Origin of the sequence: Microcoleus sp. S28C3 (assembly GCF_036700785.1) — a bacterium.
GTDB lineage: Bacteria > Cyanobacteriota > Cyanobacteriia > Cyanobacteriales > Microcoleaceae > Microcoleus > Microcoleus asticus.
Window position 1 is genome coordinate 21,546 of record NZ_JAUBPO010000013.1, and the last position, 16,141, is coordinate 37,686.

Below are 16,141 nucleotides of genomic sequence, written 5' to 3' on the forward strand. Positions count from 1 at the left end.
CCCGATCGGGAAATGTCTTCAATTAATACTAATGTTTTTAACTTTATTGGCTAATTGTCTATATTGTTCTAATATCAACCTTTCGCAGCACGAGATCTGCGGACGAACCACAGGAGGATGTCATTCATTGCTGCATCACAACTATCTTGATTCTATTGTCTTGACGGGAATTGTAATCAAAAACTCTGCACCTTGACCTAACGCTGAATTTACTTCTAAAATACCAGAGTGTTTCTCAACAACAATCTGCCGTGCGATCGCCAATCCCAATCCCGTTCCTTTCCCTACTCCTTTGGTAGTAAATAACTCCTCAAAAATCTTGTCTCGCACTGCCTCACTCATGCCCACACCGTTATCTTTAATGCGAATAATCGCTTGATTTTTGTTTCCATCACTTTCGGTTTTAATAGTAATTTGATTGGCGATTCCTGCATAAGGTCGTCCTTGATTTGATTCATCCAGGGCATCGATCGCATTAGCTAACAAATTCATAAATACTTGATTCAACTGTCCGGCATAACACTCCACTTGTGGTAAGTTACCGTATTCCCTAATCACTTTGATTTCTGGACGAGTTTCGTTAGCCTTGAGGCGATGTTTCAGGATCATAATGGTGCTATCGATGCCATCGTGAATATTGCAAGCTACGGGATAGTTAGTATCGGCACGGGAGAATGTCCGTAGACTCGTACTAATATTCCGAATCCGCTTCACGCCTTCCCGCATCGAACCTACTAATTTCGGTAAATCTTCCCGGATGTAGTCCAGATCGATGTCCTCGATTTCCTCTTGAATCTCTGGATCGAGTTGGGGATATTTTTGTTGATACAAATCGAGCAATCCAAACAAATCTTTGATATGCTCTAAGGCTGGTTGAATATTACCAACCAGAAAACCAACTGGATTATTAATTTCGTGGGCTACACCAGCTATTAAATTCCCCAATGCCGACATTTTTTCGCTTTGAACTATTTTTATTTGAGCTTGTTTGAGCTCTGTAAACGCTTGTTGAGATTCTTGATACAAACGGGCATTTTCTATGGAAATGGCGGCTTGAGAGCAGAGCAAATTCAGAACCTCAACCCGATCGCTCGTGAATGCTCCAACCGTCACGTTATTTTCCAGATATAAAATTCCAATTAACTTACCTTGGCTAAGAATTGGACTACAAAGAATACTTTTAGGCTGGTGCTGCTCAATATAGGGATCGCCTGCAAACTGAGGATTTACCCTAGCATCAGCCAGTACCAGAGGTGCCAAACTCCGCTTGACAGTATTCACCAAACTAATTGCTACATCCAAACTTAATTCTAGAGGTATGGATGGTAATAGCTGCGCTTCCTGTTCCTCTTCTACAAGGGCTGTTACCTGTAAATTACTATCTTGTTTGAGTAGCAAAACACACTTACTTGCTCCAGCATTGGCGATCGCTATTTTTAGGAGAGTAGCTAAGAGTTTATCGAGTTCAATCTCCCCAGAAAGGGTTTGAGAAGCTTTGAGTAGACTAGCCAAATCTAGAACTTCAGAAATGCTACTAGAAGAGCGCGTAGAAGCAATAGTTTCCTGGTGGCTGATAGTTCCCTGGAAGGACGTAGAGGGATGAGATTGCTGAAGGATAGGAGCGATGAGTTGGCTATAACATTTTTCCAGATATTCTACTTTAGCCTTAGCTCCCCAACGAGTGTAGGCATAGTAAGCCTCGATCGCATAAAGTTGGGCAAGTTTTTCTTTACCCCATTCTAGGTAAAATTTCGCCGCCAGTTCATTAGCTAGTGCTTCTTCGTTGAGGAATTGATGCTCTTTAGCAAGGGAGATGGCGCGATCGTAGAATTCTAATGCCTCTGATTTGTGCCCTAAAACTCGGTAGCGCTCGGCTTCAACTAAATAAAATTTGTGCAGGTAATTTTCGGGAGCATGATCGGCCCACTTTTTCATCTTTTCCTGGTTTTTAGCTACCCGTTCAAGAATGTGTTGCTGTTGTGCCTCGGAAACCTGAGAATAGATTGCCAGATGCGCTAAAGAATCATAGGTGTAGCAGATTGGAACTATGAATAAACCTGTAGCGCCACCTATATATTTTTCGGCTGCGATCGCCGCTTCCACCGCCAACTCAAACTTGCCAAACAGATAACACAGACTCAGTTCGCTGGTATAGAAATAGTAAAGCACAGTCCGATCGCCCGATCGCTCGAGGGCTGGCACAATTTCCTCGCGATCGAAGGCATCTCCACTAAGCTGCCAAGGTTCAGCAGCATCGCCAATCATATTTAAAATTGCTTGCTGAAACACAGTTAGATGGCTAGTCACTCCTTCTTGCTTGAGGTGGGCGATCTGAGTTCGGAAGGCAGCACTCTCTCGACTGAGATCGCTTAGTTCTCTGCCCATAAACCAACAGTATGAGATGTAAATAAATCCGCAAATGATAGCTGCTTCTAAATCTCCTGTTTCCAGTCCCACTTGGTAGCCTTCCCGGAGAAAAGGTAAGCTGTTCTTGAGCGGTTCTTTCCAATGCCACACGCTACAGTAAATTCCGACATAGACTCTGGCTTTCATTTCTTTGGCATTAAAATGTTCTAGCAATAAAAGTGCTAGTTTTGCACACTGATAGCCGAATTCAATTTCTCCCGCTATCCCACAAAGTATCAGTCCATAGTAAGCATACCCATTTGCAGAGAATGAGGCATTGCCATATTGAACAGACAAATTTACCTGTTCGAGGACAATAAACGGTAAGAGCGCTGGAGTTGCAACAAAAGCAGAAGAAGAGACAGATTTAAGAATCCGTAAAGCTGCTAACTTGTTAGGATCTGTCATCTGAGGCAGAGTTATTAAATCCAGGGGTTGTCTTCCAGCCAGGATAGATTTCGTCGCCTCGAATGCCTTTGCAATATCTAATTGACTCGGTTGCTCTGGAAGACTGGTTCCTAGACGCTCCACACTCTTTAAGGCAATCTGCACTGCCTCTAGAAATTGATGTTGAGCTTGGGCAGCTTGAATTTGAACTTCATAGACCTTAATCGTATCCAACAGGTTTTTAGAGTGTTCTGTAATGATTGCTGCCAATTGTTTCATCTGAGCGAATTTGCCGCTCAGATAAGCGGTTTCAGTAGCAGCTTCGTATAGGGCTAAGGTTAGCTCGTACTGGGTTTGCCACCGCTCCTCATCTAACAAGGCGATGCCCGTAGTACAATACTCAAACGCGGCTGTATAGGCAGTTGCAGCTCTGGCTTTTTGTCCGGCTTTCAGGTTGAGTTTGGCAAGTTCTATTTGCCCAGCTTGATAGAGGATCAGCGATTTGCCGATATTAAGTTGGTTAACAATCTCAAACAGTTTTTCTTCTTTTTCAGTAGCAGATGTATGAGTCAGTAACAGTTGCCCTATTTTTAGGTGAGCGATCTGTTTTTGCTCGTCGGGAATCAGGGAATAAGCGGCTTGTTGGACGCGATCGTGTAGGAATTTATAAGTTTGGTTTGCAGCCGACTGGGTGGCAGTTAGGGAATCTGTTTGAATGAAGAATTTATAAATTTCTGTTGTGGGAAGAATGAAACCTTCTTGTAAAGCTCTCCAGAGAAATGCTGCTGTTTCTTCCGACGACTTTTCACCGACAATCGCCAGCGTATTCATATCAAACTGTGTCCCAATACAAGCAGCTAACTTGAGAAGTTCCTGAGTTTGTGTCGGTAGCTTCTGCAATTGCATAGCCATGAATTCGACAACATCATCGGTGATAGCTAAAGCTCTAAGTTGAGCAATATCGCATTGCCAATGCCGGATATCCCAATCAAAAGTAATCAGCTTATCGTCATGCAATCCCTTGATAAACTGGGTAGCAAAGAAAGGATTACCTTTGGTTTTTTGAGCCACTAATTTTGTTAAAGGTTCCGCAATAGGTAACTCGCAATTAAGTGTATCTGCTACCAACCGATTCAGCTCGGGTTCGCTTAACTGTGGCAAAGTAATTTTATTTACCCTTGCCCCTGTTTTGACAATTTCATTCACTGTGAATATCAATGGATGCACAGGGGAAACTTCATTATCCCGATAAGCACCTAATACCAATAAATATCCCGTATCTTCCATCAATAATTGTAGCAACTTCAGGGATGCTGAATCCGCCCACTGCAAGTCATCTAAAAACATCACTAAAGGATGTTCTTTACTTGTAAAAACTTGCACAAATTTCTGCATCAGCATATTAAAGCGATTTTGGGCGGCACTTCCTGATAGTTCTGCTGCTGGCGGCTGTTTACCGATGATGTTTTCCAATTCAGGAATTACCTCAATCAAAACTTGTCCGTTATCTCCCACTGCTGCTAAAATCCGGGTTTTCCATGTTTGCAGTTGGGTATCCAATTCGGAGATCAATTGCCCCATTAAGTCGCGGAAGGCTTGCACAAAGGCACTGAAGGGAATGTTGCGTTGAAATTGATCGTATTTGCCTTTGATAAAATAACCGCGCTGACGGACAATCGGTTTATGAACTTCATTGACAACGGCGGTTTTACCGATTCCCGAAAAACCTGCCACTAGCATCATTTCCGTTGTTCCCAGGCTGACTCGTTCAAAGGCAGCTAATAATTCAGTAACTTCTTTTTCTCTACCGTAGAGTTTTTCGGGGATAGTAAAGCGATCGCTGATATCTCCGTCTCCCAGTTCAAAAGATTCAATCTGACCAGTTTCTTGAACTTGAGTTAAACATTTCTCTAAATCATATTTCAGTCCTAATGCACTTTGATAGCGGTTTTCGGCATTTTTTGCCATCAACTTACTGACAATTTCAGATAAAACCAGGGGGATTTCTGGATGAAGTTGATGGATGGGTATCGCCTGTTTAGCGAGATGACAATGCACTAATTCCATCGCATCTTCTGAGACAAATGGTAACGAGCCTGTCAACAATTCATAAAAGGTCACACCCAGGGAATAAAAGTCACTGCGATAGTCAATGCCTCGATTCATCCGTCCGGTTTGTTCGGGAGAAAGATAGGCTAATGTTCCTTCTAAGACATTGGGATTTTTTATTTCTTGGGTTTCTCGCGGTAGGAGGGATGCGATACTAAAGTCAATTAGTTTAATTTGTTTGGTTTCGGGATTAATTAAAATATTGGCGGGTTTGATATCTTTGTGAATGACTCGGTTTTGGTAAAGATAGTGGAGAATGTTTGTGAGTTGCAGAGCCAGATTGAGAAATTCTGTTAAAGATAAAGATTGAGCAGGGTTGTGAGCGTTAGCAACCCTGAGATAAGTAGATAGAGATACTCCTCCAAAATCCTCCATGACTAAGGCATAGCTATTGTGGTATACTTCAAGAGTCAAGGGGTGGATAATGCTAGGAAAATTAAGATTTTTAGCAATGGTGTACTGATTGCGAAACCCGACAAGTTCGTTGAAATTCGGGTATTCGTTTCGTAGTAGTTTGATGACGACAGGAGTGCGATCGCTCTCTCGAACACCCCGATAAACGAGGGTGCGAGAGCCTGCATAGATTTGTTCTGTGAGCCGATACCCAGCTAGGGGAATGATGACATCCATTTTTTAGTCCTCAAAAAAATTGATCGACTATAACTCTAAGGTATAGTTTATCAACCAGATCGGGAAACATCCCCAATTGATACTAATGTTTTTAACTTTATTGGCTAATGGTCTATATTGTTCTAATATCAACCTTTCCCAGCACGAGATCTGCGGACGAACCACAGGAGGATGTCATTTATTGCTGCATCACAACTATCTTGATTCTATTGTCTTGACGGGAATTGTAATCAAAAACTCTGCACCTTGACCTAACGCTGAATTTACTTCTAAAATACCAGAGTGTTTCTCAACAACAATCTGCCGTGCGATCGCTAACCCCAACCCCGTCCCTTTACCGACTTCCTTCGTCGTAAATAAATCATCAAAAATCTTGTCTCGCACCGCCTCATTAATGCCAACCCCATTGTCTTCGATCCGAATCACAACTTGTTGCGGCTCGCCCGATAATTTGGTTTCGATAATAATTTTATTAGGAGCCGCTTTAATCTCTGCAAAGCTCCGTCCAGTATTTGATTCATCCAGAGCATCGATCGCATTACTCAACAGATTCATAAAAACTTGATTTAGCTGACCTGCATAGCACTCTACTTTCGGCAAATCACCGTATTTCTTGATGACTTGAATCTCTGGGCGTGTGTCCGAAGCTTTGAGGCGATGTTTGAGGATCATCAAGGTGCTTTCGAGGCCCTCGTGGATATTGGAGGGGACGGGGCGATCGCTATCGGCACGGGAAAAGATGCGCAGACTGGTGCTAATGCCTTTGATTCGCTTCACGCCTTCGTGCATGGAACCCACTAACTTTGGTAAGTCTTCCCGGATATAATCGAGGTCGATCGCTTCAATTTCCTCTTTAATTGCCGCACTGCAATTAGGATATTCTTGCTGATACAAATCGAGCAATCCAAACAAATCATTAATGTAGTCTAAGGCTGGGCTAATGTTGCCAGCAAGGAAGCTAACCGGGTTATTAATTTCGTGGGCGACACCAGCTATTAAATTCCCCAATGCCGACATTTTTTCGCTTTGAACTATTTTTATTTGAGCTTGTTTGAGATCTGTAAATGCTTGTTGAGATTCTTGATACAAACGGGCATTCTCTAAGGAAATGGCGGCTTGAGAGCAAATAAGATTCAGCACTTCAACCCGATCGCTCGTAAATGCCCCAACCGTCAGGTTATTTTCCAGATATAAAATTCCAATCAACTTGCCTTGATTAAGGATTGGACTACACAGAACGCTTTTAGGCTGGTGCTGTTCAATGTAACTATCTCCAGCAAACTGAGGATTTACTCTCGCATCGGCATATACCAGCGGTTTCAAACTCCGCTTGACAGTATTGACCAAACTAATCGCTACATCCTGACTTGATTCTAGCGGTATTGACGGTAATAGTTGCGGTTCCTGCCCCTCTACGACAAGGGCTACTACCTGTAACTCAATATCTTGTTTAAGCAATAACACACACCGGCTTGCCCCAGCATTTGTAATCACTATTTTTAGGAGAGTAGTCAGGAGTTTATCTAGTTCAATCTCCCCAGAAATGGCTTGAGAGGCTTGGATCAGAGTAGGCAAATCTAGAAATTCAGAGTTGCTGCTAGAAGAGTGAGTAGGAGTAATCGTTCCCCACGTAAGAGTTTCCTTGAAGGAAGCATAGGAGCTAGCTTGTTGAAGAATGGGAAGCAGGAATTGAGGATAACGTTGTTCTAAATCAATAGCTTTAGCTTTGGCTCCCCAACGACTGTAGGCATAGTAAGCCTCCAGTGCATAAATTTTGGCAAATTTTTCTTGACCCCACTCTAGATAAAATTTTGCTGCCAGTTCATTAGCTAATGCTTCTTCGTTAAGAAATTGATTTTCTTTAGCGAGGGATATAGCCCGGTCATAGTGTTCAATCGCCTCAGCTTTATTACCCAAAACTCGATGCTTTTCTGCTTCAACCAAATACCACTTATGCAAATGATTCATGGGAGCATTTTGCGCCCACTGTTGCAGAGTGGTTTGATGAATTTCCACCTGACTAAGAATATCAGCTTGTTCAATTTCTGACTGTGTGGGGAAGAGCGCCAGGTGCGTCAGAGCTACATAGAAATGGAAAATGGGAACAACAATCACTCCCGATACTGCCATAAAATACTGTTCGGCTTGCGCAATGTGGTCTAGGGCCGCCGGATAATTGCCAAACAAGTAGGCAAGGAGCAGTTTGTAGATGTAAGCAAAAGCGCTCAATGAAAGTTCGTTGTCCTGATGATGCTTAGGAAGCATCACGGTTTCATCGTAGGTATCGCCGATTAAACAATTCGGTTGACTTACAGTTTCCCTCAAGTTCCGCACTATCTGCAGCATCATGCCTAAATAAACTCGGGCAGAATTTTGCTTTGCCTGCACCATGACTGCGCTATAAGCTGCTATTTCGGTTTCTAAAGTGTCTAGTTCTACTCCACTGAAAAAGTTGGCGTAAAAGTGATTGATTATGCTGTAGCCAGCGTGGACAAAATCACCAGTTTCCATGCCTGCTAGATAGCCATCTTTCAGCGTCGGTATCGTTGCCCTCAGAGCTTCCTTGTGATGCTGAATATAGAACCCAAACATAGCCAGAATTATGCACTTGAATTCCCTCACATTGAAGCGCTCAATCAATGAGAATGCCAATTTACCCAAAGCGTAGCCTGTTTCAACCTCTCCCAAAAAGGCACACAGCACCATGCCGTGAATCGCATATCCCACAATTGATGCGGGTGTATTTCCACAGGAGAGCGATAAACTCACCATCGTGGAACTCAGTAGGGGCAGTAAACCTGGTCTTCCCTGGATAATGGGTGCAAATAATATTGCTAACAGTTGCATGGCAGCAGTCGCCTTGGCATCGGTCATCACCGGCAACTCGGCTAGTTCTTCAATCGGTTTGCCCTCAAGTTGGGTGGCTAGGGTTTGTAGCGCTTTGCCAATTAATGCTTCGTCAGCTTCGGTGGGCAGTTCAACCCCTAATTGTCCGAGTGCATCTGTGGCTACTGCAATGGCTGCTAATGCCTTGCTCTGAGCTATCTGTGCGGCAATCTGAATTTCGTAAATTTTAACTTTGTCTAAAATCGACTGAGCTTTTTGCAATACCAGTCCTGCAATCTCCTCCATTCCGTCAAAGTCACCATTCAAATAGGCAGCTTCGGCGGCTGCAACATAGAGGTTCAGAGTCAATTCATACTGATTTTGCCAACAATTTACCTGTAGTAGCCCCATCCCCGTTTGCAGATAAACTCTTGCCGCACTGTATGCGGTAGAACTTCTTGCCTTGCGTCCGGCTGCTAAGTTTAGTTGAGCTAATGCTTCCCGTTCGATCGGTTGGGTGATTAACTCAATTCCCAAATTCAAATGCCCAACAATATCAAACAGTTTTTCCTCTTGCTCTATTGCTGAGCAATTTTGCTGAAGTAATTGTCCGACTTTGAGATGCGTTGCTTTTTTCTGTGAATCGGGAATTAGCGAATATGCAGCTTGCTGGACGCGATCGTGTAAAAATCGATAAGTTGGGTTAGCTGAAGCCTTGAAAACTTCATCACTATCCGATTCCGTAAAGAACTTATAGATTTTTGTCGTGGGAATCACCAAACCTTCCTGCAATGCTTTCCATAAAGCGGTAGCCGTCATTCCAGCAGATTTCTCACTGACAATTACTAACGTATTCAAATCAAACTGCGCTCCTATACAAGCAGCTAATGTGAGAAAATCCTGAGTTTCTCTGGGCAACTTCTGCAATTGCAATGCCATGAATTCAACGACATCATCAGTGATAGCCAAGGTTTGTACTTGGGCAATATCGCACTGCCAATGCCGAATATTCCAATTAAAACTAATGAGCCTATCGTCATGTAATGCCTTGAGAAACTGAGTGGCAAAGAAAGGATTTCCCTGAGTTTTTTGATACACTAATTTTGTCAAAGGTTGGGCCAGGGATGATTCGCAATTCAGCGTATCCGCCACCAACAAATTCATATCTGGTTCGCTTAACGGTTGCAAAGTAATCGTATTAACTGTTGCCCCAGTTTTAACTATCTCATCCACTGTTAAGATAAATGGATGCACGGGCGACACTTCATTATCTCGATAGGCCCCCAATACTAATAAATATCCTGTATCCCTCATCAATAATTGTAGCAAATTTAGGGAGGCTGAATCCGCCCATTGCAAGTCATCTAAAAACATCACTAAAGGATGTTCTTTGCTTGTAAAAACTTGCATAAATTTCTGCATGAGCAGATTAAAGCGATTTTGGGCGGCGCTTCCTGACAATTCAGTTGCAGGAAGTTGAGCGCCAATTATGCCTTCTAACTCAGGAATCACGTCAATCAAGACTTGTCCGTTGTCTCCCAATGCTGCTAAAATCTGGGTTTTCCAGGTTTGCAGTTGGGTATCCGATTCTGATAGCAATTGACCCATTAAGTCGCGGAAGGCTTGCACAAAGGCACTGAAGGGAATGTTGCGTTGAAATTGATCGTATTTGCCTTTGATAAAATAACCGCGCTGACGGACAATGGGTTTATGAACTTCATTGACAACGGCGGTTTTCCCAATTCCCGAAAAACCTGCTACTAGCATCATTTCCGTTGTTCCCCGGCTGACTCGCTCAAAGGCAGCTAATAGTTGAGCAACTTCTTTTTCTCTACCGTAAAGCTTTTCGGGGATAGTAAAGCGATCGCTAATATCTCGCTTTCCGAGTTCAAAATCTTCTATTTTGGCTGTTTTTTGTAACTGAAATAAACAATTTTCTAAATCGTGCTTGAGTCCTAATGCACTTTGATAGCGGTGTTCGGCATTTTTCGCCATCAGCTTACTGACAATTTTCGATAAGATTAGGGGAACTTCTGGATTTATTTGATGGATCGGTTTCGACTTTGTGGCGAGATGACAATGTACCAATTTCATCGGATCATCCGAGATAAATGGCAACTTTCCTGTCAACAATTCATAAAAGGTCACACCCAGGGAATAAAAATCACTGCGATAGTCAATGCCTCGATTCATCCGTCCTGTTTGTTCGGGAGAGAGATAGGATAATGTTCCTTCTAAGATATTGGGATTCTGTATTTCTTGGGTTTCGCGTGGTAGGAGAGATGCAATACTAAAGTCAATTAGTTGAATTTGTTTGGTGTCTGGATTAATGAGAATATTAGCGGGTTTAATATCTTTGTGAATGACTCGCTTTTGGTATAGATAGTGGATAATATCTGTTAGTTGTATGGCAAGTTGGAGAAATTCTGCTAAAGGTAAAGCTTGAGATGGTTGGGTTTCATTTGTTGCTGTTTTTATATAAGTAGATAGGGAGACTCCGCCAAAGTCCTCCATTACTAGGGCATAGCTATTGCGGTATACTTCCAGCGTCAGGGCTTTGACGATGTGAGGGAAGTCGAGATTTTTGGCAATGGTATATTGGTTGCGAAACTGGACGAGCTCGTTGAAGGTGGGGTATTCGTTTCGCAGCAGTTTGATGACGACTGGGTATTTGTCACGGGTACGGATGCCTCGATAGACTAGGGTACGTGTACCTGCATAAAGTTGCTCTGTAATCTCATAACCTGACAAATTGGCGACCGCATCCATAACTTGTTGACCCTTTATTATAAAACAGTTCAATTAAGACCTTCTATTCCATTGTATTTTATTATTTGACAAAGATAGCGATCGCAAACTCTGCACCCTCGCTAGGGACAGAATTAACTGTAATTTTTTCCCATGTTTCTCAACTATTATTTGACAGAAAGCAACTTGATACGGCGCCCCCGGATTCATCCGTGTATCTTTGAAAAAAGCTCCGCATCGTGATGAAAATTCCCGGACTCATCCGTGCGAGAAATCTCAAATTTCCAATTTCAAATCGCATGACGTGCGATCGCTAATCCTAAACGAGTTCCTTTCCCTACTCTGCACTATTTGCGCTATGTATAGTATGGTTGCCTAATGTGGTGATGGTATTATAAAACAATTATTTGTATCTTTTAACCGCAAATATACGCAGATCGAACCTGATATTGAGTTGATACAATCTGCGTATATTTGCTTACATATGCGGTGTGATTATGCTTTATTTCCCGTAGTGGCCGCCGACAACCTTACCCCGAAAAACAACATAATTGTAGATGTTGTAAAAAATCATAATCGGGAGCAGAACGCCCATAAACACAATCATAAATACCAGGGCGCTGGGCGAAGCTGCGGCTTGGTAAATTGTGATTTGCGAAGGAATAATGTAGGGAAAAACAATCAATCCCAAGCCGATGAAAGTAAGCAAAAAAATTAGAATCGTCCAGATAAACGGCGTTCGTTCTTCTTTGCTTGCGAGACTTTTCAGCAGCAGTCCTACCAACAGCACTCCCAGCAAAGGAATCGTGGCAAAGACATAAACTAGCGGTTTCTCGAACAACCTGGATCTAGCACTTTCGTAAAAAATCGGAGTGGCGATCGTAATTAAAATCGCTCCGATTAAAGTTGTCACCGCCGCAATTTTAGCCGTGCGATAGTGATTTGTTTGCAGTTCGCCCTCCGTTTTCATAATTAGATAGGTTGAACCGATCAAAACATAGCCTTGAATCAGCGTCAAAGCAACCAAGATCGATCGCCAATCCAGCCAGTCCCAAGTAGTCCCCACAAAGTGACCCGCTTCGTCAACCGCAATGCCTTCGAGCACCGCACCGAGGGCAAATCCTTGAGCTAAAGATGCTAAGAAACTGCCAGCACCAAAAGCGTAATTCCAGAATTTTTTCCGGTTAGAATGCTCGCGAAACTCAAACGCTACAGCCCGAAATATCAAACCAAAAAGCATCATGCAAATCGGTATGTACAGCGCTGTCAAAATCGTGCCGTAAGCGAGGGGAAATGCGCCAAATAAAGCGCCTCCCATTAAAACCAGCCACGTTTCGTTCGCATCCCAAACGTTGCCCAAACTCGTCATTAAAATGCCCCTGCGTTCCTCGTCGTCAGCAGTCAGAGACAAGATTCCGACTCCCAAGTCAAAACCGTCTAGCATGACGTATAGCAATAGGAACAAAGCCAAAATTACAAACCAAACTTGCGGGAGAAAATGCTCCAAAGCTTGCATACAATCTCCTATTGTTGTGCTTCTACGGGACGTTGATCGGGAATGTGTTCTCCGGGTTGACTTTCGATTGCGGGTTCATTGTCTAATCCCGGTACTGGCAGAGTTAAATTAGGCCCTTGGCGGATAATTCGGCTGCCAAAATACAAGGCACAAACAAACAAAAAGCTGTAAATAACGGCAAAGAAACTGAGAGAAGTTAAAACATTGCTGGCGGGGATGTTTGACACCGCGTCAGCAGTGCGAATTTGCCCGTATAAAGCCCAAGGTTGTCTGCCGACACAGCGGACAATCCAACCCGATTCTACAGCAATATATCCCAGGGGAGCAGCTAATACCCAAGCGCGCATCAGCCAAGGTTGACTGCTAATATTTTCAGCAGCAAGTTTGCCCCGCAGCCACTGAATTATACTGAACAGCATCAGTCCTAAAAAGAAGAATCCAATCCCGGACATGATGCGAAAACAATAGTAAATTAAACCCACCATCCGGGGTCTATCTTCTGGCTTCCATTCCTTCAATCCGAGTACGGGTTCGGAGAGTTTTTGTTTGAATTCCAGAACGTATCCTAAGCCATTGGGCACGCTAATTTCCCAGTCATTTTTTTGGGCTTTTTCATTAGGCAAAGCTAGCAAAGTCCAATCTGCTGACTGTCCCGCTGGTGAAGTTTCCCACTTAGCTTCGATTGCTGCTAATTTAGTGGGTTGATAGTGATAAACTTGTTCGGCGCTCAAATGTCCGATGTATATCTGCAAAGGTGCAACGGCGATTGCTGTCGCTATGGCAATTTTTAAAGATTTGGAAAAAAAGGCTTGGTTGCGCTTATTAAGAATGTACCAAGCGCTAATTCCCCCAATGACAAACAGCGAAGTTTCTAACGTCGCAAAAAACATATGGAGAATGCTGTTTAATGCGAACGGGTTCATAATTGCTTGAAAGTAATCGCTGACAATAAACTTGCCATTGACCATTTCTCCGCCCGCAGGAGTTTGCAGCCAAGAGTTAGCGACTAAAATCCATACGGTTGATAGGTTAGCGCCGAAGGCTACCATGATTGTAGCGAAATAATGGACTATCGGGTGAACGCGCTCCCAACCAAACAGCATAATTCCTAAAAAGCCGGCTTCTAACATAAATGCCATTGAAGCTTCAAAGCCTAAAATGCTGCCAAAAAAGTCACCAACAGCTTCAGAAAATGGTGCCCAATTTGTGCCGAATTGAAATTCCATTGGAATTCCAGAAGCTACTCCTATTCCGAAGTTAAGGACGTAAAGTTTAGACCAAAAACGAGCGTGATGGTAGTAGTCGGGATTGCGAGTTTTCAGCCACATTCCTTCAACAATTACCAGATAAATCCCCATTCCCGTAGTCAGAACTGGCCACAGCATATGGAATATGGCGGTTAGCGCAAATTGCATCCGCGATAGCGCCACGGTGTTAGATAAGATATCCATTGTTATATCCTTTGTCAGTTCAAGAGAGGTTAGCTTGCAAAAATTCCAGAATTGACATTGATAATGTAACTCACAAATTTACTTAGTGCAGAATTAACGCAATTATCTTTATTAAAAATTAAGATTTGCTATTTGAAGTAAGGAGGAAGAGGAAAGAATTCCGAGAGAAAGGGCAATTAAATGGAGGGTTTCAGCTATTAAGCACGTCATAACCGTCGTGGCGCTGGCTATAATAGTAATTATACGAAAATATCGACTTTGTGCCAAAATCAACTTAAAATAAAAAACTTGCTCTCAATCTTCCTCTTCTTTCGTGTCCTTTGTAGTCTCTGCAATTAATTAACAGAAAATCTCTCGATCAGTCATTAAGATATAAAATCTAAAATGGTATTACCTAACCGTGACACTGTAACTAAGTTTAAACGGTTTAAAAGTAGCTTTATTTTTGGCTGTTCCGGTCAATTCAAGTTCGTAAATGCCAACCTTCGGAAATACGATATCTGCTCCTGGCATTCCTTGATATTTCTCCGCAGATACGGCTTTTAAAGACGGCTGCATCAGTGGCTTATCCCCTTCTTTGCGCTCTTTCGGATAAACCGCTAATTTGCAATTACACTGCTCTAGTGGGATAATTTGACCGCCCCTGCGAGTTAGCGCAAACCAGACTCTCGCAGGCTGTCCGGCGCGGGGGTTGTGGTTTGGTTCTAGGTGAAAAGTAGCGGCTACATCTCCCGATACTTCGACTTCGTGTGCCAAAACTGAAATCGAGTTTAACTGCGCCGGATTGGGAATTGCTGCTTCAATTAGCAATCCCAAAAAAACTAACAATCCCAAACTTTTACTTGTGTTTGACAGGCGAAACATAGAACTTCTCCAGTGATAAAACAGACCAAAACAAACGCGATCGCACTAGCAAGACGCCCAGGGCAATTATTCCCAAAAGCAGCGCCCGCAAGTTATTAACCGCCGTAGATTCAAAGCCACCGAGATAGTGGGAACCGATGAGTGCCGCGTGTACAGCGCACAGCAAGAAAGCTGGAACGCTTAACAGGTGAAGCATTCGCCACAGCTTGCCTAAAAAATTTTGAATGCGATCGACACTTGTAACTGCCGCCGGCAAAATCAACAGCAGGGACAGCATCCCAGCCGCCATTCCCAACTGATGCTGCGGCAACATGAAATACACAGCATCAAAATTCCATCGCAGCGTATGATCCAGCATATGAAACGTGTGGGCGACTGCTAGGACAAACGCGCCCACACCCAAGGCGCGGCGGTAGCGCAGCAGTTGCGGCAAAAACTTGCTAACCGGACGCGCCAACAGCGCTAGCATCAAGCACAGCAGCGCTGCGTGGCCCGTAAAATCTACCATTTCATCGGTTCGCAGCAAGGTAAGAATCCCGATCGCCACCGTCACCCAACCACCCGCACGAAACAGTTGACTCCGCCTGTTAGCGCTCAATCTGCCAGCAAAAAAACCCACTCCCAGCATAGTTGGCAGCGTGCCGAGTCCGAAGGCCAGCATCGTCGCCGCACCCAAAACCGGGTTTCCCGTTTCCGTCGCCTTAATCTGCGCCGCGTAGAGGAAACCGCAGGGAATCAAACCCCAAAGCAAACCCAAAGCAATCGGCACCCACCAGTTTTTTTGTGCCGAAAGCTTGCTCATTGCTTGTCCGACTCGATCGTGCGACATTGGGTGCAGCAGCGGCAATCGCGGCAGCAAGTTCGGTTGAATTTGCACTACTCCGAACCAAACCAGCATCGTGCCCGTCAGAAGTGCGATCGCCCGCCGCAATTCGCTACCCGTACCTGCCAACAGTCCGCCTGCAATTAACACCGAACCCAGTCCGCCAATTCCAGCACCAACGAAAGCGTAAGCAGCAATTCTCCCCAAATTCAGCAGTAGGTGAAAGCGCAAAGTAGCTAATTTATCCTTGCCGGCACTAGAGAGCGAAAACGCCATTGTCAGCGGGCCGCACATCCCCGCGCAGTGACCGAAACTGCCGAGAAATCCCAAAGCGCTAATTAGCAGCAGGTCTAGCATTTTGCTGGTTTTTCCCAAATAATT

6 protein-coding genes are annotated in these 16,141 nt (G+C 43.8%); all 6 read right to left on the bottom strand.

All coding sequences use genetic code 11. The annotated features are described in order from the left end of the window. Positions 1 to 141 precede the first annotated feature (141 nt). Positions 142 to 5,532, bottom strand: coding sequence for an AAA family ATPase (locus QUA13_RS06095; RefSeq protein ID WP_333197410.1), 5,391 nt, complete (start codon positions 5,530 to 5,532; stop codon positions 142 to 144). Positions 5,533 to 5,727: 195 nt separating this feature from the next. Continuing rightward, positions 5,728 to 11,127, bottom strand: coding sequence for an AAA family ATPase (locus tag QUA13_RS06100; protein WP_333197413.1), 5,400 nt, complete (start codon positions 11,125 to 11,127; stop codon positions 5,728 to 5,730). A 481-nt stretch (positions 11,128 to 11,608) separates the two neighbouring features. Further along, the gene (gene cydB, locus QUA13_RS06105) at positions 11,609 to 12,622 is read right to left on the bottom strand and encodes a cytochrome d ubiquinol oxidase subunit II (protein ID WP_333197414.1); all 1,014 of its coding nucleotides are present in this window, start codon (positions 12,620 to 12,622) and stop codon (positions 11,609 to 11,611) included. 8 nt (positions 12,623 to 12,630) lie between these two features. Continuing rightward, positions 12,631 to 14,073: a cytochrome ubiquinol oxidase subunit I gene (locus QUA13_RS06110; protein WP_333197416.1), complete on the bottom strand. Its 1,443-nt coding sequence runs from the start codon at positions 14,071 to 14,073 to the stop codon at positions 12,631 to 12,633. A 390-nt stretch (positions 14,074 to 14,463) separates the two neighbouring features. Further along, a complete protein-coding gene (locus QUA13_RS06115; RefSeq protein ID WP_333197419.1) occupies positions 14,464 to 14,937 on the bottom strand; it encodes a hypothetical protein in 474 nt (157 codons plus the stop codon). Then, positions 14,912 to 16,117, bottom strand: coding sequence for an urease accessory protein UreH domain-containing protein (locus QUA13_RS06120; protein ID WP_333197421.1), 1,206 nt, complete (start codon positions 16,115 to 16,117; stop codon positions 14,912 to 14,914). Before QUA13_RS06120 ends, QUA13_RS06115 begins: the two co-directional genes overlap by 26 nt. Between the last annotated feature and the right edge of the window lie 24 nt (positions 16,118 to 16,141).

Bases quoted from the DNA above. Each gene is read 5' to 3' on its own strand.
- QUA13_RS06095 (WP_333197410.1), bottom strand. From the start codon at position 5,532: ATGGATGTCATCATTCCCCTAGCTGGGTATCGGCTCACAGAACAAATC.
- QUA13_RS06100 (WP_333197413.1), bottom strand. From the start codon at position 11,127: ATGGATGCGGTCGCCAATTTGTCAGGTTATGAGATTACAGAGCAACTT.
- cydB (WP_333197414.1), bottom strand. From the start codon at position 12,622: ATGCAAGCTTTGGAGCATTTTCTCCCGCAAGTTTGGTTTGTAATTTTG.
- QUA13_RS06110 (WP_333197416.1), bottom strand. From the start codon at position 14,073: ATGGATATCTTATCTAACACCGTGGCGCTATCGCGGATGCAATTTGCG.
- QUA13_RS06115 (WP_333197419.1), bottom strand. From the start codon at position 14,937: ATGTTTCGCCTGTCAAACACAAGTAAAAGTTTGGGATTGTTAGTTTTT.
- QUA13_RS06120 (WP_333197421.1), bottom strand. From the start codon at position 16,117: ATGCTAGACCTGCTGCTAATTAGCGCTTTGGGATTTCTCGGCAGTTTC.